Here is a 19,839-nt window from a genome sequence, read left to right on the forward strand (position 1 = left end):
CCGGGGATCCATAGTCACTTTCACTTTAACCATCAGCTCAGCTCCAGTTCAGTACTGAATATGCTGCCATCTGGATTTCGTGGCCGCTCGGATCGAAAAATTGTTCTTTCAGCACCAACAATACGAACAAGCCCCTCGATCTGTTGACCGGGGGCTATATCGCCTTCAATGATTATTCGGCCAGACAGGCGGACCAGTCGGCGCTCCTTATCCAGCACTTGTTTTGATTTCTCATCATAGTTACAAGGCCCTGAATAGAGCTGTGTCTCAACTGGCTCCCCGTCTTCTGACAGCTCGGTTTTAAATACTTCAACCGTTGCGTTATTAATCCAGTGCGGAAACGGAAACTTACCTCGCATCCTCACAACCCCCTATTCATCAGCCCGGTTGCCCTCAACAGGCTTGTAACGCCTTCGGTAGTCTTAACCCCACCAGCACCTTCAACGGCCTTAAATGATACGCTGACGCTGCCGGCGGAGTATCCAGAGAGAGGAAAGTCCAGGTAATCCCCATATTGGAACTGGAAATCCGCTTGTTGACATACGGCCTTGACCACATTCCCCCGCTGAAAGGCTGTCAGGCCGTCCAGGCTACGTTGCACGATGCGATTGTATGTCAGGCTGTCTATTTGGTCGGATGCCCGACTAAGAGCCTTATTCAGGTCCTCAGCCGGAATCATGTCGCCCCCATACAGTTCATATTCATCCGGTGTAGCGTAGGGCATATGGCACCTACTTTCCGGCTTTAGTGCTTTTTGCCGATTTATCTTCAGGCGGATCAGCGGGCAGATCCGTTGCTTCATCACCTGTGATATCACCAGGCTCCAGATTAAGAACAGGTACATCATCAGGTTGATCTACGGGATCCTTCTCAACCTCGTAGCCCTTCGACTCGAACCAGTTCAGCAAATGAGGGTTGTCTGTCTCACCCACGCCATTTGCGAAAGCAACACCTGCAGACAACCCTGTGTATTCCTTATTTGGTGCAATTACTTTAGCCATGATCTATTCCTCCCTAGGAAACTTTAATTTTACGCATTACGCCAGCTGCCTTGGTCGCTTTCAGTGCCACGGCCGCAACCATCTCCACCTCACCCGTCTTCACTGCTCCCGATGTGGTGAAGTCAGGCAACCACGTCTGTACAGGCGCTACGCCTGCCATAGATACACCGTGGAATCCGTCCAAACCAAGACGCATAGCGAAAAGCGGTGCTTCTCCGGCGCCATTTGTCGCTACTACAGGATCATTTGTTCCTGCTTTCTCACCCAAATCAAGCAAAGGAATGCCATTGTATGATTCAACTTGCTCTCCAAATTCATTAGTAGAGATTTGATAACGTCCAGCCAACTGAGCGCAAAGCTGAATTGCTGTAATCATGTCTGAGTTACTAGCGATAACGGAAGGTTTTCCGTCCAGTTTCTTCAGGAATTTATTCAGCATGTGGAGGAAATCAACGTAGTTTTCCTTAACTGCCGCAGCATTCGAAAGGTCAAGAGCGGTTCCAGGGATAAACTCTGTGCTGGAACCTGTCAAGGCTTGGTCAAGGCCATCAAAAGCCAAAGCGTCCACTGCGGAATCACCGTTGATAACCGTATCGTTAAACAGCGCTTGTGCAGCTTTAACCTTCTGTTCCATTTGCAACGTAACCTCGCTCACGATTCCGCCCATATTAGCGATAACTCGGTCAATCTGGAACGTACCACCGAACACCTTCAGATCAACGGTGTGACGCTGCTTAGTTACTTCGTGTGGTACGTACTCAGTATTAATTGCACGGAACTGAGCTGTAGGTTGCGTGACTAAACGGGTATAACCGTAAGTCAATGTAGAGCCCCCGCCAGTTGGGGAAACCGCATCATCAAAGGTGAGGTTTTCCAGTAGGAAGTTATTCTTCCGGAATTCATCAATCACCCCAAGTGTAATTGCATCCTGTACGTTTTTCTTTGCTTCTGCCAATGTTACTGCCATTCAAATCAGCTCCTATTCTATTTTGTTAATTGTGCAGCAATTGCATCTCCCAAGGAGAGTTGTCCACCAGCAGGCGGCTCTGTTCTACCAGCACCTACTCTAATGCCTGGTTGCTGCTGTTGTTGCTGTTCCTGATCATCCGATTTGAACAAGTACGCATCCGACGTCTTCAATCCCGTCAGCTGCTCATCAAGACCAACAATCTTGCCATCGTCTCCAAGGACCAGCTTCGTCTTATCGATCAGCCCCGTTACAACTTTCTCGTTATGAACCTTGCCGGTTAATGCAGCCGTAATGGCGTTGCTGATCTTGACTTCCTTCAGATCGGATTCATATTGCGTCTTGGCTATCTGATTCTCAGTTTTCAACGTCTCTATCTGTTGTTTCAGATCCTCAGACAGTCCCGCAGTTTTGCCCAACTCTGCAATCTGCTTATCTCGATCAGCAACATCATTCTCCGCTTTACTCTTTGCTGTGTTTACTTCATCAAATCGCGTCTTAGGAATAAAGCCCTTCAGCTCATCTTGAGAAGCAGTAGCTGCTTTCTCCGCTTGTTCCTCTGTGAATCCCAATGCAATAAACTGTTCCTTGTTCATATCAATTGCCTCCCTATTCATCTTCGCTTTTTACCCGGTCGCGTCCGGTGATGTCTTGTTCTTTAACGTCTTCAATACCAAAAAGACGGCAACACAGATAGCACCCTCTGCATGAGAAGGTGCTAAATTGGCGGTATCCTAAGTTTTTCACGTTTGGAATCCCTACGTAAGTAATCATGTTCTCGCAGGTGCATCCTTATCTGAGCTTGCCATTGTCTAATCTTGGCCTTGTAGTTCGCTTGGTTCTCTTCGTCCACGCTCCCTGCTTCCAAGCGCTTGTACTTGCGTATCTGGCGTTCCATGTATCGCTGCTTCTGTTCGGCCTGATAGTTGGATAGTGCCTTCTCATCGTCAACAGGCTTTGGTAATGAACTGGTACCTGGAATGAACGTGGTCATGTTGTGACGACAGTTCGGATGGAACAAGCCCCCGGCTATGGCGGTACTCAGAAGCGGGTACTCCCCGTCTGCAGCCGATCCCCCGGAATACACATCGTCAATGAACACCTTGCCCTGATAAGGCAGACACAGCTTCGAACAGTTGCCGTGTGAAGATATGACCACGGTTCGAATGCCGAGTTGATCCCGTTTGGCACCCTCTCCGGCAAACACCGCACGCTGTGAAGATGTACGCAACGCCATTTCAGCATAGGAAGCAATGTTCACCCGCCGTCCATTGGCATAGGTGATATTGTCAAACCCCTTCTCCAGAAACTCCTTGGTCGCCATATCTATAGCCTGATTCATCGAAGCGGCACCACTGTTCAAATATACTTGGGACTTGTAGATGGTCAGTCTGTACACATCATCTGCTTGTCTTAGCATGGCATGACGGGCAATTTGCAGATTGTTTTGTGCTGCATCAGCCAGAGCGTTAACCCGTTTCTCATTGAGCTTGAAGAAGCTGCGGTCTGAACCATCTTCCGGCTCTATATCCGGCTTTTTGCCCGTGATCTTGTTCCACAGGCTCTTTACCGTATCTTTCACCCGATCAGCCCCACGCCGCCAGGAGCCTTTAACCTCTTCCTCGGCTGCCTTCTTGACTTCCGGTTCATAGCGCTTGGATATCTGGCGTGTCTCCTTGCGGTACTGCTGGATGTCTTGCAGCTTGCGTTGTTGCCACTGCTCCCATTCCTTGCCTTCCTCTTCTTCGGAAAGCTCATGACGTTTCAGGTTGCGCTTCATGGACTTGATCAGATCCATTTCCATGTCAGAGAAGATTTGACGGATGTCATATCTCTTCTTCATACCTCATCCTCTTCTGGATCCTCTTCCTCTGTATCTGGTGGAGCATCACGATTCAGTGCCGGTTCCTCAAAGGTGATCCCCTGTTCATCTTTCAGGCGTTTAACCTCTTCTGCCTTCTCTTCATCCGTCCAAGTATCGCCATACATCTCTTCGACCGCACGCTCTACGCTCATTACACCGAACGTCCGGGCCTTGCCTACCGTCTCAACAACAGCATCAAATGAAGGACTAGCGTATTCACCGAACTTGACGGATGCTTCATACTCCCCTAGATTCCGTTGCAGGTTGTTATCGTGTACCCTCAGCACAATAGACACCAATTCCGGAATGACTTCATTCAAGCGTTCAATGATCTTGCCACGGGTATACAGCGTTGCCTTCTCTTTCTCCCGCTGCGCCTCGGCATTATCCGTCTTCTTCAGATCGATGCCAAGCGTTGACGGTGATACAATCCCCTGCAAGCACATGTCCAATGCAGAGGCGTATGACGATACGAACGCCTCATAGAGAATTGCCGGTTGCACCAGGGAAATCTGATCCTTGGTATCCTCGGCCATCGTCCTACCCGCAGCGATAAAGTCCATATCAAATGGATTCGGCTTGATGGGCATTCCGTTGTTCGGATCCCGAGGAAGCAGGTCTTCCGGAATGTACTTCTGCACTCGTCCGGATCGAATGGCATCCCACCACTGACTGATAACCTCATCCAAAGCGTCAAAGCTATCTGCTTTACTCTCATAGATGGACTTGCCTCGATCCGGCCACTTGGATGATTTGAACACAGACAGCGGCACGCCCCAAATGAAGTCACCCGTAAATGTCGTTTCATCTAAGCCAGCCAATTCAGGCACCATAGCCAGAGGAACCTCTTTCCCGTCCGCACTCAGCAGCTTGTAATTGATCTTCCCTTTGCCAAATGTCTCTTCGAGCTGGTAATCCTTATCGTTATGACGGTACTCCGTGTAATAGATGATCTCCTGGAGCCTGCCACGTTCTCGTCTATACTGAACCTTATCTCCTGCATAGAACTCAATAATCGGGTACGGGGTAATGTCTGTATCCAGAGTCACCTTGAACGCCCCGTCCCCCTCTACCAGCGCTTCAATCAGACTACTACCCAGCAACTCATCAAAGTTGTTATCCTTGGCGATTTCCTCCCACAGCTTTGTCTGCTCCGATGTCTTCAGCTCGATCTGGTCCATATCCGAAACCACGATGTCAGACAGACGTTCCACGATCATAGCTGGTAGCCCTGAATGGATCTTCCGAATATGCCGGTTCTCACTCGGTACCGCTGCCCAGAATCGGGAACGACTCACGTTATCTGTGACCGACTGCTTGTAGAACTGTTCCAGCTCAGATGGATCTCCACGATACCAGAGCCGGTTACGCAGGACACTGGTCCGATAGCTGAACGGCTCACGAATGATGAATGACTTGTTCTCCGGTGCTGGCTGAATTCTTAATATCTTCATGACCATATTCTGAAACCACCCCACTCTCACCACTCCTATCTACTGCATATGCTCCATCGCAATGCGGTAATTCAGCAGCCATGCAAAGTCGCAAAAATAGGCAATCCTTACACTGTCCATCTGCCTTGAACATCCTCATACCTCCAATCTGCGCTTGAACGGCTGCACGGCATATTCACTACTATCCAAGCAGTCAACCGGGTAACTGCCGTCATCCGTCCGGACCCATTCACCTTTCTGGCGCTCCTTCTCATCCCATGTGGCATTCTCTAGGGCTTCCTGCCACTGCTTTAGATGGGCCATCACCTTGTATCTGCCCTGGTTGATGAGAATAGTTGTGAGCCGGATCCGGTCCACGATGCCCTCTTTCTTGTAAGCAGGCACAACTGGAATGTGTATACCCCGCCGCCTTAGCTCATTAGCCAGGGCTTGCCGAAACAACTTGTCAGCGGATTCCGCAAAAATGTGGGCACACGACAAAAAGGCCGGATAGGTTTCCGACCACTCGACAATCTTATTCACGACTTCCTTGGCGTACCGGTCATGTGTATAGCCATTCTCTTTGCCCTGCTTATGGTAATAGCCATCCAGCAACATAACCGTGCCATGTCGTGGCGTGAATCCGGTTAGCGTGGCAACCGTGGCGTCAGTGCCCCCAACGTCTATGCCAATCGAAAACTCAATGAACCGCTCGGCCCGTATCTGCTCCCGAGTAATAATGACATCCTTGACAGTGTAGCCCGTGTATATCCGTCCTGTAGCTGCCGTCCGTTCACCCTTAATCTCTGACTTGTACCACAGGCTGGACTTGTCATAAGTGATCAGCATCGCCTTGAGTCGGTCGTCTGGGATACTCAGGTTATCAAACACGGTAAAGTGTGCGTAATTGTACCCCTCATTCTCCCCTTGCTTCAACAACTCATCCTGAAAGTCCAAGATGTCTGCATAGAACCAATGGGCTGGGGGTTTCGGGTTAAGGTCAAAGAACAGTTGCCGCTTGGTGGACGCCAACGTCCGGTCAAATACCTCTTTGACGAACGATGGATGACACTCGTTAACCTCCGTCACGTAGGCTGTCCCGTAAGAGTTACCCTTGATCAGTGCGGCGTTGTTTGCCTTACCGCCACCAGCAATAATGACAATCTTCTCGCCTGTCTTGGTCTGAATGAAGAGTGCTGCACGGTCCTTGTATTCCCCTTCCCGGCAACGCCCCTTGAACAGCCATTGCAGCCCGAACCCGTTCGAGTCAATGGCGTTCATCTTCGCGGCTGCCATGCTCACCCCAGCGACCAAGTGAAGCTTGTCCGGGTGAACCTCCAAGCACATGGCATAGGCAATCAGGTTAATGATGTTCTTGCCTGCACGCTTGCCGCCCTCAGCTACGTTCAGCCACGAGTCCTGGCAACGCCGGATATATTCCGACTGCTTCGTATTAAATGGAGCATATGGAATCAGGGCTGTGTCAGTCATCGTCTATCACCCGTTCCGGCACAGGGTTGTTAATCAAGTCAGCCAAGGCGGTAATTTGCTGATTCAGGTCAAGCTTGCTGTTATCTGGCACCTTGCCACGCATCACGGCAATGCTGGCCTTGATCTGCTCCAGGCGCTGCTTCTGGACTTCGTTCACCTCATCGGGGGAAGCCAGCCGCAAAACATCCTCATACTTCTTAATGGAGCCGCCCAGCGCCGTCCATGCAGCAGCCATGGCTTTCAGGCTGTTTGCTGATCGTTCCCACGAAAATTGGAATTCGTATTCCTGTTCGGTCATCATTTGTTCAAACTTAGGTTCCTTCTTGGTACCCGTGTTATGGATCTCAAATTTCTGCTTTTTGACTTCCTTTATCATCTCATCCTTGCCCGTTACATGCTGTGTTTTAAGAGCGCGTATAATGTTCGTGAGCTGGATGCGTATGCCTTCCCACAGGATGTCCAACGTGGAAAGCTCGGCTGTCGTGTCATAAATCTCTTGCGTTTCTTCATCATCTGGCAGAAACTTACGGAATAAACCATGCTTTACGGCTTTATCGTTGCCGTATGGGCCACCGTGCCCACCTCTATTGCCTACTGCGTTCTGATTGCCCTTGGGCGCTCCCGGGCGTGGCTCAGGCTGCTTCTCCCATTCATCAAGGCTTTTCCATTTACGAACAAGACCAGCACTGATTCCAAGCTTTTCGGCAATCTCCCCTGGCTTCATTTCTTTGCCACTGGCGAACCACATCGCTAATGCTTTCTTGCGGTCCGGGCTTCTCTCTCTCGCCATTACATAATGCACCTCACCCCTGACATCGTATATGCAATATTTATGCAAAGACATGTGTTCAAAACCCAGTGTTTTGTACATATGTACTTTCCCACAACCACGCCGAAAACCCTGATTTTACGGGCTTTTTGGCACCTAACTGAATTGTGCGATTATACATAGTTTATGCATAAACCCGAAAACCCGCGTCATTACTGTATTTTTCGATTTTGCCGATTTTGATTATTTCCCGGCTTATTGCCCTCAAATGGGGCGTTTATTCATCGTTTATACAGACATAATTGAGTCGGTTTTCTTAGAATCAGTCTAAATAGACAAACTTCTAATTGTTTTTCATCAAATCCAACCCAAAATAAAAACCATTTTTGATCCATTTCAAACCAAATTAAGTAAGTAGAGTGAAACATAACTCTATTTCTGTTGCACTGGAGAAAGATCAAGAATCTTATTAAATCAAGCTTTGTCCCATTCCCACGTTTGAGTGCAACATTAGCCGGATTGTGTAAAACTCAAACGGCGTATAGCATCGTCCATGGCGTCCTGGGTTATACCCAAATACATCAGTGTGGTTGCCATATCCTCATGCCCGAACATCTCCATTAGTAACGCCAGATTGCGTGGATCATCGTTATAAAGGTGATAACCCCACGTCTTCCTGAGTGAATGGACACCGATGTCTGTAAGGCCAAAACGTTTGGCTATGCCGTTGATCATTTTATAGGCTGTTACTCTATGAATCGGTTCTCTTACGGCTCCTGTGATCTTCTTACGCTGCCTACTAGGGAACAAATAATCATCATCGTCCATATCTGCAATGTAAATCATCAGATCATCATAGATATCAGGGTGAATAATGAATTTTTTTCGCTTGCGCTTCTTGCGTTTCCGGTTCTTGGTCTTTTGAGCCACATAATTGATATGCTCCTGATCCCGAACGGAAACCACTTTGAGCTGCAACAAATCTGATACACGCAATCCACTATGAACGCCCATACTAAAGAAAATGTAATTCCGGAAGTTTGTCACCTTTAGGTAATTTTTGATCTGCTCGACAACCGCCTTGTCCCGGATCGGTTGAACCTCATTCATACCACCACCTCACATTATGGATATAAAAAAAGCATCCAGAAAAGGATGCTTTGGTTGCGCTTATTTTGGACCTGTGTACATGGACCTACATTGTTTACAGTGGAAATCTCCCAACGGTGCAGCTTTTATTACTTCTGTAACCTCACCACAACAGATAGGAACCCCATTCTGCGTTTCTAACTCACGTTCCACATTTCGTTGGCCAGGTAACCCAAATCCATTCACAAGATACTTATCCATTTAATACAAACACTCCCTTGGCAACTGTTCGCTCTTTAACTATCTGTAAGCACCAACTTTTATCAGCGATTAGATTAGACATTTAATTGATATCATTTGAACTGTTATTATCTCTGCGTAACCTATCTCTTCTTTGCTGCCTAGCCACAGAATCCGTTTCGATATTTCCGCTAGGTCTACTTGATGTATTGTTTGAAACAAAGAACACACTCATGAAGGTATTTACAACTCTGAACGTCGAAGGAACAAACCACACTGTTACAAAGAACCAAACTAAAAATGTGATCTCTGAAGAAAAATTCTCATATGCCCTCATAACATGCATAAGAGCCGATGTCACGACCACAAGGAGTCCTAAAATGAAAGGTTCGTAGAATAAGAATTTAATTGTTTGTTTTTCTTTTGATCTAAATATTTTGTCGACAATTTCAGAATCTTTAATACTAATAAGGATACCTAGCAAAGCTCCTAAGAAACCCACAACAATAGAACTGAAAGTGATAGCTCCATCTAAAACCTTGTCAAAGTTTGGAAGTTTGTAAGTTAATCCGTACCTTAAAGCGAAGAACATACATATTAGAGAAATAAGCAAGGGATAAATCAAAGTTGCGATTTTTCCAACGATACTCCAACGTGAGTTTCCACTCACAGGCAACACTCCTACCTAAGATAATGATTTATATCACTTTGTCGATTTGAACACCCTTCAGCAGGACTGTAGATTGAGTGCATTTCTGCCGCAATAGCAAAATGACTAAGGGTACCTCTGCGTTCCATTCGAAATGTTCCAAAATCATGTGCCTTATGTTCAAACAAATCAATAAGTTCTATTCTTGAATCCTCTTCTTCTTTAACAGCCAATTCAGCTCTCTGGAAAACTTCTGGATTCTCCTCAATATCAGTCAAGGTATCGCTAACTGTATCATCGTCAAGAACAGAACTTCTCGAATTACCTACAGTAATCGTGATTTGTACATTAGCTCCATTATATTCACTACAAGAGCCTATAATATGTTTAATCGGAGATCTGAATCTCTCCATTAATCTTGCAACATTAGTCTCTCGCATATCCGCTAGTCTAATGTTAATTTTTCTGTACTCGGCAGCTCTACGAGCAAGTTCAAACGTATTAGGCGGACAGATAGGTCTAAGGTAAATAGTCTCGTCTGAATTATTCCACAAAAGGTTCAAATATTCCTCTATACCCTCGGGTCCCAAACTGTATTTATTACGCTGTAGCATAAGTACGTGAGTATTTTCATCATACAAAGCAGAAACTTCTTCACCGATGAACTCGTCGTCTTCAAGCTCTAATGGCACTACCTGCCCGGCTTGTCTGGCCGTAGAAGGTATGTTTGTTTCTCTCAATCTTACAAAATGTAAAAAATAGTAGCTCAGTTCGTCATCCCAGTAGGCGTCTTCCAGTCTCGCTTGTTCTTGCCTATAATTATATGTTCTTCCTTCTAGCGATTTGCCTTGAGCTAGCTCCATCCATTGAGGCAAGTCAAACAAACGGTCTCTATCGTGTTCGCGATCGGTACTTTGTCGATACGCTAATTGATAATATTCAAACCTAACTTTTCTATAGTTCATAGATACCCTCCTGTATTGGAATATACAGGATATTGTAACTTTAAAATCAATATAGTGGTAGTCTTTTTTTCCTATGTCATTAGAACTATTACCTACCTATCCGGGAATCGAACCCGGCTCATACCAATAGGTCACATTTAAATCACGGGAATCTTACCCGTGCTCCCCACAATCCGCACCCCTGACGATCCACGTCTAAGGATTTATTCCCACAGTACGGTCGAGTCCTGCATCGAATAGACGTCGGGTTTGCAGGGACACCCAGGCAATTGCCTTATGTCTCTTAGTTTAGTTCCAAACCCAAGACGGCATGTTGTCATACTAGTGTCTAACTCAAGACACGATACAGACATGCCAAACTATAAACGAATAAGAATTACCATATAATCCCTTGATTGTTTTCTCATTCGAAAATATAATGATTTACGTGAGGAAAATCAAGCGTACATAAAATACATATAGGGAAGGATGTTTCAAGAGAAAATTAACGTCTTGTTGTATTACTTGATTAAATACCATTTATCAAAGTGATCATTGATCGTTAATTTTTCTGGTAATTATGAACGGCTTACTCCTGGTAGGGTAACCGGCCCATTTAGAACTCCTCTATTATGGTTTATGTCATTGAGCCTGATTTACTACCTCACACTAATATCCACCGCAATATCTTGGTATTTCCCATTAATTAACTTCTTCTAACTCTGGGGAAAGGTGAGAATCCTTTCCCCAGCAAGGGACTACCCTTGTATATTTGTTAGAGGAGGCGAAATAAATGGGTTATCAAACTACCAGGACATTGTTGGAGTACATGCTCTTCTTATTGGGTGTATATGCATCTTCAATGGGATTAGTACCAGCTACGCTATTATGGGCAATGTTGTATTTCATACTTAGAAAGTTTTAAGAAAGTATGGCCGAACTACATAGCTGTGGAGCAAAAAAAGAGGGATGTACACCCTCTTTTTTTTGTAATAATTTAAAGTTTGTCTAAATTACTCCAATTAGTTTGAGAGTTTCTGCCACTGACTCAATTCCTCTAACAATTTGCCTATCTATTGATCTATCTGTTACACTGCTGAATCTTTTAATAGTTCCCCATCTTGGATTACCTCGGATGAACCGAAAGTCCATGACTCTCCGTACATTATCATCAACAATTAAACGTACAGCCATTTCAATATTAGCTGTTTTCTCCTCATACTCCACCTGAACTTGTTTCCATCTTTCTGATGGATTAGTCATTGTCCCAATTTCCTGAACTGCCTTCCTCATCCGAACATACTTGTTCAACAGTTCGCGAGTCTGTTGGATGTCTGAAGGGCTGGGGGACGGGAATAACTCCATCTGACCAGTTTCCCCCATTCCTTACACCCCTTATATAAAATCATCTATAGTCGTTTGCCCTTCGAGTTCAATTTCCGATGCATCTTGGATCAAACCCTCTTCCAACCAATCTTTTGGAGCAGCTGTTTTGAAATGGGGCCATATGGGTTCGCCCACAAGAGAATTCGCTGGGTTTTTAGCAGCAGCCTTTGCTGTCCATACCCAATGTGTATTAGCTTTTACTTTTTCATTACTCATTGATTTCCTTCCTCCTCATTCCAATTCCAAAGCCTTTGCTGCCCTTTAGCTGATATCGGCTCGTCCAGAAGTTTTACATCCGACATTTCCCATGCATACCGGCCGGGTGTAAAGTCTCCAAATTCGTATTCTGGAGAGTAAACCAATCTGTTACCCTCAAGCTCATACCCATCCGTCCATGTATCAACCGATTTAAGGCAGTTGGTTAATTTAGCTGTCGCCACAACCACGCCTGTCGGCAGATTGTCCACTGTGTACCCGTGCTGTTCCAGTGCTGCACGGATTTCAGGCTCTTTGCAGACTTCGTTGTCAATCTTCTTCCCGGCATGGATGGCAATCTCTCCCCGATGCTTTGTAGGCCAGCTGCGTGTTTCATATTGTTTTGCTCCAATGGCAATCAGAGTCGCCCATGGTTGAATAATTGTTATAGCCTTCATCACGGTTCTCCCTCCTTATAGCACTTCAATTTTCAGTTTTTTCCGCCGTTCACTAAACAACTTGGCTTTTGCCTCTTTACGATCTATCGGGTAAACAGGACGGGCTATCATGTCTATGACCAGATCCGTGCTCTTCAACGCTATGCCCGTGTATTCTGTAACCTTGTATACTTCTCCCTTTATCGAATGAATAGAACCTAATAGGATGCCTGGAACTATTTCTTCCCACTGTTTGTGGGGAATTTCAATGACCAGCTCAACGTTGAAAGGTTGCCTATACGCTTTCGCTTTACTCACAAAATCCATCTTATTGAGCCGTTGGCAGGTGTACCGTATAAGGATCGTAGAGCTGAATAATTCGAAATTCTCAATCCCTAATACAAGCAACGGTTCACCACGAACTTCTATGGTTTGTCCGACCTTGTAAGGCTGCTTGAACAACTTGAACCTGCCAATGACTGTTGTAATTAAGCTGCCCATGGTATATCTCTCCTTTGGTGGGCCTACACCCGTGGTTTTAAATATCCGAGTTTAGTAGCATAAGCACGAATGACTTCCATATCCTCTGCTGGGTATCCCCAATGAGGGCAGTACAGACCGCCGTATCCGTTGTTATGATTCGCGTTGTCGTCACCGCTGATATAATCTCGGAAATCACACATCAATGCCCAAAGTGTTCCACCATGACTGAAATGGTAATGCTCATCAGGCATTGATTCATGCATAACAAGGGGTAGACCTGTGTGATCGTCCGTTAACCACAGCTTTCCTCCTGCCCAATGGAAAGAAGCAAATCTGTCATGCCTGCTCGAATACAAAAACTTCCTTCCCCTGCTGCCAATCTCACGAATTAAGGCGTTTACCGTGTCAATTCTGTTCTGGCCCGGGAACGGCTTTTCGTTTCTCACCGGAGTTGATTGCCCGATCTTACGAACCTTAATAATTTTCAGGTATTCTCGGAATGTCATGACATAACCATCGTTGAACCCAAGGTAAGCATCGTATTTAGCAGCTCCTGCTGATTTTGCGGTTTTAGTTACTGAATAATCTGGATAATCATCAAAGAACCCAGGGTATGAGATTTCGTATATGTTAAGTGCTTCCACGTTTCATCTGCTCCTTTCCTCTGTTATCCGGGAACCTTGCTCCCCCTTAGCTGCTCACACAGCCTGTCGTATTTCTCTAACGCTGGTTCCCTGCGTGGATCTGTTGGGGAAAGCGAATCAATAAATTCCGCGCCCCTCACAATCCGTTCTCGTAACCGATCCTGATAATAGGCCAGCAATTCGTGAAAAATCCCCTCGAAATGATCCAATATTTCGTCATGCGTTTGAGCAATGCAGCCCTGACTTTTCAGACGGGTGAATGTGTGTTCGTCGACTCGACCGTTTTTCAACGCATTTTCCAAATGGCTGATCAACATGATTTGATATCTCATGATCAGCCTTACGCTGTTTTCGATCTCCAGTTCATCTGCTGAACTTGTCATCTTCACCCCGCCTTTCTCATCAGCACTGCATCAGTACTGCATGCGTTCTATATTTACGAATTTGCTGAAATTCTTGAGATAGATCATCTCTGCAAGTCCGGTACCTGTATTCCGTCCCTTGGCTACAATGATTTCTACGATGTTCTTCTTCTCTGTCTCGGCGTTGTAGTAGTCATCCCGATACAAGAAATCAATTTCGTCTGCATCCTGTTCAATAGAACCGGACTCCCTCAAATCTGACATCATTGGACGCTTGTCCTGTCGTTGCTCAACACCCCGGCTGAGTTGTGAAAGGACTTCCACCGGACAATCATTGTCTCGGGCAATTTGCTTCAAGGAACGACTGATATAGGCGATTTCCTGTTCACGACTTGAGAACTTTTTGCCTGCGCTGATCAACTGGAGATAATCAATCTGGATAAACAAGTTATCATGCTCTTTCTTGAGCTTTTTCACCTTGGCTGCTATCTGCTGAATGGTGATACCAGGAGTGTCGTCAATGTAGATTGGCAGCTCGTTCAAAATAGATCGGGACATCGTGTATTCCGGCCAGTGTTCAGGTCCAAGTTGACCAGTCCGAAGTAAAGTACCATCCAAATTCCCGATACTGCCTATCAGACGTTCCCCTAATTTCTTACCAGGCATTTCAAGGCTGAATATCCCTACAGTCACACCAGACATGGCCGCCGCTCTGGAGTTGTTGAGCATGAAAGCTGTCTTTCCCACCGAAGGCCTTGCAGCGACAATGATTAAATCCTGCTTCTGTCTACCACCCGTGAGCCTGTTCAGGTCAACACCGCACGTAGGAACGCCCGTTATGCCTTTGGATTTGCTACGTGTCTCCAGATCGTCATCATGGCCTGTCATCACGTCATTAATCTTGACCATGCCACCTTCAACTGGTGATCGTCCTGATAACTCTTCCGCCCCTGCCTTGATGCCCGCAATCACTTCAAGCGGGTCCGCAGATTCTTCAAGAGATTGGCGTTGTTCCTCCAACAATCGCAATGCCTGCCGTTTCAGTCCGAGACTCTGAACAATCGAGATGTATTCCTTTGCATTCGCTATGGTCGGTACCGCTTCAACCAGATTGCCAAGATAGTCAATACCTCCGATGTCTTCCGTAACACCTCGCGTCTCCAGATCTGAATAGAGCGTAACCAGGTCAACGGCCTTCTCGGATTCATGCAACACTATTACCGATTCAAAAATTAGGCGGTGCTGTGAAGAAAAGTCCTGCGGGGTAAGTAGAGCTACAGCAAGTGCTGTATTATCTCCTGAACGATCTAGCAGAAGGCTGCCTATTACCGCTTGTTCAGCCTGTAGGTTGTAAAGGTTATTCATTCGGTTCACCGGCTTTCAGAAGCGGCACAGCGCTTTTCTCCCAAGACTCCATAAGAGCAAAACGTTCCTGTGTCTCAGCCCGGAGACGATCTACGTTAGAAGGTGCTGGATTTCCGTATATCTGTGAAATCGCTGGTGGAAAATGCGATGTCTTGATGTGGTGTGAAAGGTTCTGTTCAGCTTGTGAAAAAGGAACATCGTGAAGCATTCGTTCCCAAAGCGTGACCATTTCGTTGGTAAGTTCCACTATGGGGTAGGCTGTAACCACTACCGCCAAAATGCTCAGTACCTCTTGATTGTTCAAATCGCGCTGCCTCCATCCGCTTTTGTAAAATTTCCTTGTTCCGATCTGACCGGGAATTGCCTTGGCCTTTAATCACCGGAGCAACTGTTGTTTGTTCTGGAGTTTCTTCAAAATCGGCATACCGTTCGTTTTTTGGGTTTAAAAAGGTTGAACCGTGAAGGATAAAATTATCTTCCGTTCTGCTTACCTTGCAATGTGCTGCATAGTTCTCGGAACAGCGGATCAATAGCGCGGGATTTACCTTCGCTTTGATTGCTCTCTCCCACATGTTCAATGCTGCTTTTTTCGCAACCTTTTTTGGATAGGCAGACCAGAAGGTTTCGAAATCCGAAACAGACATATCTTTACTGTCTTTATCTTTTAATGTCTTTAAACTGTCTTTAGAGGACTGAGAAGCCGCGTCCTGTATAGGATCATCGGCACTCTCAGTTCCCGTTTCAGTAACCTCAAGTCCCTGTTTTGGTAACTCGTTTCCGATTCCGGTTCCCGTTTCAGTAACTTTAGGAATAATCTTCGGTTCCTGTTTTGGTAACTCTGGAACAGGTTCTGAGTTACTGTTTCGGTAACCATCATCTGGCGGTTTGTCGTTCAAATCTGGTAGTGGTTCGGTTCCTGTTTCAGTAACTTTTTGCCGAGATAAGCGACTATTTTTTAAGTTCAAATGTATGAGTTCATGAAAGCGTTCTTTTTCCCAACCACGAACCGAGTCGATTTTCCATAAGTCATAATTTTCGTTAAACCAATACTCGGCGTCCGTTCGTGTAATCACCTTACAGGTTTCCAGATGCTTCAGTTCAGCTCCTATGTGACCTTTGCCCACGCCACAGAGAGAGAAGTCCTTCTGCATCGGGATTACTGCAACCTGTTGATTACAGCCGTAGGAAAGCCGCCAAATGAAGAATAAAATATCTTTCTGGCGCTTGGTGAAATCCCGACGAATGACCTCATCCCATATCTCGTTGGCAATGGCTACATATCCGTTCTTCCTGCGAGAGTCGGTCACCCGTCTCACCTACTCTTTCTTTATTTCAAAATTGATGCTATGATCGTCGCCGCCATGCGTCGAAACCTTAACCCTTGGATCGTCTCGTCCAACATGACATGGCACTCTTTGCATAAATGAGCTAAATCATAAACCTCAGTGCGATGGTCCAGCTGCTTACGGCCAGTCAAATGAGCCCGTTCCGTTGCCCTCGCTTCGGCACATGCTTCACAAACACCACCTGAACGCTTTTTAAGTGACTTGTCTACCGATTTGCGAATGTCACCCAACTGTCGTTGTGTGGGCTTGATACGCTTACTGCCGGTCTGTTGCGATTTAGTGTAAGGGCGATATTCGAATGTCATGAAAGACCACCAGAATACGCATGCTTGTCCTTTTTAATGAACTTTGGTAAGATGACTGCATATGAATTGTAAAAGTGCTCAAATGGGTGACTGCGTTCGCGAGACGCGGTCATTTTTCTATACCCTGACATCTCTTGATCATGAACCGCACAACCTTCACAGCAATACAGGTAACCCTTCACAATAACTTTCCTCGGATCGCAGACATGAACGTGATATTCGCAGTTCATGCAATAACCCGCGGTATACCTGTCCATTCTGAATTCTTCCATGCTTCTGTTTTCTTCTTTATCTTTCAACTTATTCGAAATCCGCTGGGCTCTCACTCTCAAATTCGCTTGCAGTTCGACATCCGTAGTTTCAAGGATTTGACTGTAAATCGTCCGAAGTTCTTCCCTCATACCACGGTTTTTTGTTTTAGAATGGGTCATAGCTTCCCCTCCTTATCTTGTAAATCCGTGTACACATCGTCCAACGCTTGAACATACTCAAACTTCTGATTGTCGGGAAGATCGGTACTCATGACTGCATGTGCGTTAATAGTGTAGGACTCTTCACGTACAAAACCGTGATAATCCAGTTCTTTAACCATGCGTTCCTTGTAGTCCTGGATAACATCCGGAGCAAGAGCGGGAGCCGCCTTCGCTCCGGCTTTATACGCCGCTTGTAGCAAACCCAAAACCACAGTCTGAGTATCCCGCTTCCATCCGTTCATCCATTCTATTTTTTGACGTTCTACATGGGTGAGGGGGCGGCTGAGCAAAGTTTGAATCTCAGTTGGATTCATCAGAAATCCGCTCCTGGTAGTCTTTGTTCGCCGCTCCAAGCAGCTTTTGTAATTTACTTAATTGATCGTGACGAACAAACCACACTGCAACGCTAGCGGCGTTACTACGTTCATAGGACTCTTCTAAGGCATTTCGTTTGGATTCACGAGATGATTCCCCGATTGCATCACAGGCGTCTAACATGGTTTCAAACTTCAGCGTTCGAATGTATTGGATCAGGGCTGATTCTTGATCAGACAGCTTCATGGATTTTCGCTCCTTTGATTTGTTTTCGGATGTTTCGTACAATAATGGCGTGTTGAAGGGGGTTACCGAACCAGAGTCGAGCCAGTTCAGGAAGGGTCATGAACTCACCTTACCAACGTAACCCACCGTCAGTACTTGATTCGCGTCTCCCAGCACCTTCACACTCTTGATGACTCTTCCTTCACGGATCAGGTTCGTTAAGAACTGGAAAGCATCCTCGAAGTCATCTGAGGTAACTTCCATATGAATGATTTTGTCTTCGAAATCAGTTTCATAGCCTCGTGCCATTGCAATTCCTTCCGCAGTGAGGATGCTACTGTTAAACCAAACAGCATAATGTTCATGCATTGCCACAACAGTGATTTGAATATCTGAAATGTGATAGGCGAATTCAATGTCGTTCACATTAAAACCAAATTCAGCATCACCAATATCAATGACTAAACAATCACCATCTGGTGAACTTACATAATCCGTAGAAGTTGGTGCATAGGGAATTCTAATCAACGGATCAGTCGTAAGTTCGATTTGCACTTCTGCTCCGCAGCCGACATTTTCACTTTCCAAGACGCTGATAAGATGCTGAACATGTTTTGCAGTGCATGGGATAGTTACAGTTGTTGTCATTTGTGTTTTCTCCTTTGGTGCGGATCATTACCGCATGTTTTTTGGAATTCCATTACTAAAGTTACTTTTCTAAGCCGACTCGTTTTAGTAGATCAACAAATTTATTAGGAAAGTAATGTGGTGCTGTTTCTCTTGGGTTGTTAGGACTGATCAAGTTTTTACCAAACTCAATGCCCTCCTTCGTAAGAGATTTAAAATATTTGACACCACTACCCCGTGACGGTCTTTCCTTTACTTCCAACAATCCTTGCTGAATGAGAAATTCGTTAAATGTTTTCGCCCCGATTTGTAGCCCATGCTCTTTCAGAAGGATCGTTGCTGACTTGGTATCTGGCTCATCGGCATATGCTGGCAATGGTATGTTAAAACCGTGTTGCTTGTTAAAGTCACCTAACAGTTTCAATCTACCGCTCTCAGGTAAGCGAAGGATTTCCGCTGATATACCAAGCATGTATGCTTCCTTCTTAAGATGAGCTAGATCAGGTTCAGCAATTCCAGGTCTTTCATATCTTCCGGTCTTTTGAACAGAAGGGAGCATTTCTTCATACAAGAAATCTTGAAATGGTAATGCTTTAGGTTGGTCTGATTGACCAAGTACACGATTTAAAGAAAGATTAGAAATGAATTTCTCGCCAGTGTTATGCAATTTCCTAACATGGTGATTCGCCATGTTAGAGTTTTTCACATGATAAATATGATCAGGTTTACAAAACTTCAATACCTCGTTTGTTGCTGATTCACCTTGATACTCCAGACCGACCGCGACGTCCTTAGCCGCAATGATGAAGTCCCCTACAAAATCAAAATTGACTTCCTCTGGCATAAGGATAGTGATTGATAGTTGTCCTTCAAATAACACCATTTTATTTTGAGTCATACACTCTCTCCTTCCCAACCAACGCAATTTTCTTTTTCCTGTTGATCCATCCATTTGTCCAAGGTTTCCACTCTAAATAAAATTTTAGCTTTGGTAGAAGTTGATCCCCCGGCTCTGTAATGAGGAAGATTTTTCTGTCTGCAAAGCACGCGAACAGTATCTTCTGACATCCCTAAGTATCTAGCCGCTTCAGCAACAGTAAGACGTGTTTGATCAATAGTAACTGCCATGATACGTGCCACTTCTAAACGGACTTCTCCAAGTATTTGTTCTTGATCTTCTGTCATAATGAAGACTCCTTCCTAGCTTTATAGTCATTTATTTTCAAAAC

The 19,839-nt window shown here is 45.5% G+C and carries 28 protein-coding genes; all 28 read right to left on the reverse strand.

Annotated elements, in window-relative coordinates:
- Positions 1–32 precede the first annotated feature (32 nt).
- Positions 33–359, reverse strand: a complete 327-nt coding sequence (locus AC4E8D_RS19335; RefSeq protein ID WP_490205106.1) for a hypothetical protein — start codon at positions 357–359, stop codon at positions 33–35.
- A 2-nt stretch (positions 360–361) separates the two neighbouring features.
- On the reverse strand, positions 362–724 hold the full coding sequence (locus AC4E8D_RS19340) for a head-tail connector protein (protein ID WP_091014787.1): 363 nt from the start codon (positions 722–724) through the stop codon (positions 362–364).
- A 7-nt stretch (positions 725–731) separates the two neighbouring features.
- Positions 732–1,001 carry a hypothetical protein gene (locus tag AC4E8D_RS19345; protein ID WP_490205107.1) on the reverse strand — a complete coding sequence of 90 codons (270 nt, stop codon included), beginning with the start codon at positions 999–1,001 and terminating at the stop codon, positions 732–734.
- A gap of 13 nt (positions 1,002–1,014) precedes the next feature.
- On the reverse strand, positions 1,015–1,968 hold the full coding sequence (locus tag AC4E8D_RS19350) for a major capsid protein (RefSeq protein WP_091014791.1): 954 nt from the start codon (positions 1,966–1,968) through the stop codon (positions 1,015–1,017).
- Positions 1,969–1,985: 17 nt separating this feature from the next.
- Complete coding sequence (locus AC4E8D_RS19355; RefSeq protein WP_490205108.1) at positions 1,986–2,564, reverse strand: phage scaffolding protein; 579 nt, start codon at positions 2,562–2,564, stop codon at positions 1,986–1,988.
- A gap of 122 nt (positions 2,565–2,686) precedes the next feature.
- Complete coding sequence (locus tag AC4E8D_RS19360; RefSeq protein ID WP_490205109.1) at positions 2,687–3,811, reverse strand: phage minor capsid protein; 1,125 nt, start codon at positions 3,809–3,811, stop codon at positions 2,687–2,689.
- Positions 3,808–5,286: a capsid protein gene (locus AC4E8D_RS19365; RefSeq protein ID WP_490205110.1), complete on the reverse strand. Its 1,479-nt coding sequence runs from the start codon at positions 5,284–5,286 to the stop codon at positions 3,808–3,810. The genes AC4E8D_RS19360 and AC4E8D_RS19365 overlap by 4 nt, the downstream gene beginning before the upstream one ends.
- A 135-nt stretch (positions 5,287–5,421) precedes the next feature.
- Entirely contained in the window at positions 5,422–6,756 is a 1,335-nt protein-coding gene (locus tag AC4E8D_RS19370) for a PBSX family phage terminase large subunit (protein WP_490205111.1), read from the reverse strand.
- Entirely contained in the window at positions 6,749–7,546 is a 798-nt protein-coding gene (gene terS, locus AC4E8D_RS19375; protein WP_490205112.1) for a phage terminase small subunit, read from the reverse strand. Before terS ends, AC4E8D_RS19370 begins: the two co-directional genes overlap by 8 nt.
- Positions 7,547–8,035: 489 nt before the next feature.
- Positions 8,036–8,635, reverse strand: coding sequence for a tyrosine-type recombinase/integrase (locus AC4E8D_RS19380; protein WP_490205113.1), 600 nt, complete (start codon positions 8,633–8,635; stop codon positions 8,036–8,038).
- 322 nt (positions 8,636–8,957) lie between these two features.
- A complete protein-coding gene (locus AC4E8D_RS19385) occupies positions 8,958–9,524 on the reverse strand; it encodes a hypothetical protein (protein WP_222215879.1) in 567 nt (188 codons plus the stop codon).
- An 11-nt stretch (positions 9,525–9,535) separates the two neighbouring features.
- Complete coding sequence (locus AC4E8D_RS19390; RefSeq protein ID WP_490205114.1) at positions 9,536–10,468, reverse strand: DUF6731 family protein; 933 nt, start codon at positions 10,466–10,468, stop codon at positions 9,536–9,538.
- Positions 10,469–11,455: 987 nt separating this feature from the next.
- On the reverse strand, positions 11,456–11,830 hold the full coding sequence (locus AC4E8D_RS19395) for a hypothetical protein (protein WP_490205115.1): 375 nt from the start codon (positions 11,828–11,830) through the stop codon (positions 11,456–11,458).
- A gap of 12 nt (positions 11,831–11,842) precedes the next feature.
- Positions 11,843–12,049, reverse strand: a complete 207-nt coding sequence (locus AC4E8D_RS19400; protein WP_490205116.1) for a hypothetical protein — start codon at positions 12,047–12,049, stop codon at positions 11,843–11,845.
- On the reverse strand, positions 12,046–12,486 hold the full coding sequence (locus AC4E8D_RS19405; protein WP_490205117.1) for an ASCH domain-containing protein: 441 nt from the start codon (positions 12,484–12,486) through the stop codon (positions 12,046–12,048). The genes AC4E8D_RS19400 and AC4E8D_RS19405 overlap by 4 nt, the downstream gene beginning before the upstream one ends.
- 15 nt (positions 12,487–12,501) lie before the next feature.
- Complete coding sequence (locus AC4E8D_RS19410) at positions 12,502–12,966, reverse strand: hypothetical protein (RefSeq protein ID WP_490205118.1); 465 nt, start codon at positions 12,964–12,966, stop codon at positions 12,502–12,504.
- A 23-nt stretch (positions 12,967–12,989) separates the two neighbouring features.
- On the reverse strand, positions 12,990–13,592 hold the full coding sequence (locus tag AC4E8D_RS19415) for a hypothetical protein (RefSeq protein ID WP_490205119.1): 603 nt from the start codon (positions 13,590–13,592) through the stop codon (positions 12,990–12,992).
- 23 nt (positions 13,593–13,615) lie between these two features.
- Complete coding sequence (locus tag AC4E8D_RS19420) at positions 13,616–13,975, reverse strand: hypothetical protein (RefSeq protein WP_490205120.1); 360 nt, start codon at positions 13,973–13,975, stop codon at positions 13,616–13,618.
- Between the two features lie 30 nt (positions 13,976–14,005).
- Positions 14,006–15,319, reverse strand: coding sequence for a replicative DNA helicase (gene dnaB, locus AC4E8D_RS19425; RefSeq protein WP_490205121.1), 1,314 nt, complete (start codon positions 15,317–15,319; stop codon positions 14,006–14,008).
- A complete protein-coding gene (locus AC4E8D_RS19430; RefSeq protein WP_490206496.1) occupies positions 15,312–15,587 on the reverse strand; it encodes a replicative helicase loader/inhibitor in 276 nt (91 codons plus the stop codon). The genes dnaB and AC4E8D_RS19430 overlap by 8 nt, the downstream gene beginning before the upstream one ends.
- Complete coding sequence (locus tag AC4E8D_RS19435; protein ID WP_490205122.1) at positions 15,496–16,626, reverse strand: replication protein; 1,131 nt, start codon at positions 16,624–16,626, stop codon at positions 15,496–15,498. The genes AC4E8D_RS19430 and AC4E8D_RS19435 overlap by 92 nt, the downstream gene beginning before the upstream one ends.
- A 20-nt stretch (positions 16,627–16,646) precedes the next feature.
- A complete protein-coding gene (locus AC4E8D_RS19440) occupies positions 16,647–16,970 on the reverse strand; it encodes a hypothetical protein (protein ID WP_490205123.1) in 324 nt (107 codons plus the stop codon).
- Positions 16,967–17,401, reverse strand: a complete 435-nt coding sequence (locus AC4E8D_RS19445) for a hypothetical protein (protein ID WP_490205124.1) — start codon at positions 17,399–17,401, stop codon at positions 16,967–16,969. Before AC4E8D_RS19445 ends, AC4E8D_RS19440 begins: the two co-directional genes overlap by 4 nt.
- The gene (locus AC4E8D_RS19450; protein WP_490205125.1) at positions 17,398–17,757 is read right to left on the reverse strand and encodes a hypothetical protein; all 360 of its coding nucleotides are present in this window, start codon (positions 17,755–17,757) and stop codon (positions 17,398–17,400) included. The genes AC4E8D_RS19445 and AC4E8D_RS19450 overlap by 4 nt, the downstream gene beginning before the upstream one ends.
- Positions 17,744–18,004 (reverse strand): hypothetical protein, encoded by a 261-nt coding sequence (locus tag AC4E8D_RS19455; RefSeq protein WP_490205126.1) that lies wholly within the window; start codon positions 18,002–18,004, stop codon positions 17,744–17,746. Before AC4E8D_RS19455 ends, AC4E8D_RS19450 begins: the two co-directional genes overlap by 14 nt.
- A gap of 96 nt (positions 18,005–18,100) precedes the next feature.
- The gene (locus tag AC4E8D_RS19460) at positions 18,101–18,631 is read right to left on the reverse strand and encodes a hypothetical protein (RefSeq protein ID WP_490205127.1); all 531 of its coding nucleotides are present in this window, start codon (positions 18,629–18,631) and stop codon (positions 18,101–18,103) included.
- Positions 18,632–18,692: 61 nt separating this feature from the next.
- Positions 18,693–19,508: a BRO family protein gene (locus tag AC4E8D_RS19465; RefSeq protein ID WP_490205128.1), complete on the reverse strand. Its 816-nt coding sequence runs from the start codon at positions 19,506–19,508 to the stop codon at positions 18,693–18,695.
- The gene (locus AC4E8D_RS19470) at positions 19,505–19,795 is read right to left on the reverse strand and encodes a helix-turn-helix domain-containing protein (protein WP_490205129.1); all 291 of its coding nucleotides are present in this window, start codon (positions 19,793–19,795) and stop codon (positions 19,505–19,507) included. The genes AC4E8D_RS19465 and AC4E8D_RS19470 overlap by 4 nt, the downstream gene beginning before the upstream one ends.
- Between the last annotated feature and the right edge of the window lie 44 nt (positions 19,796–19,839).

Source organism: Paenibacillus sp. SRL342, from assembly GCF_984798905.1.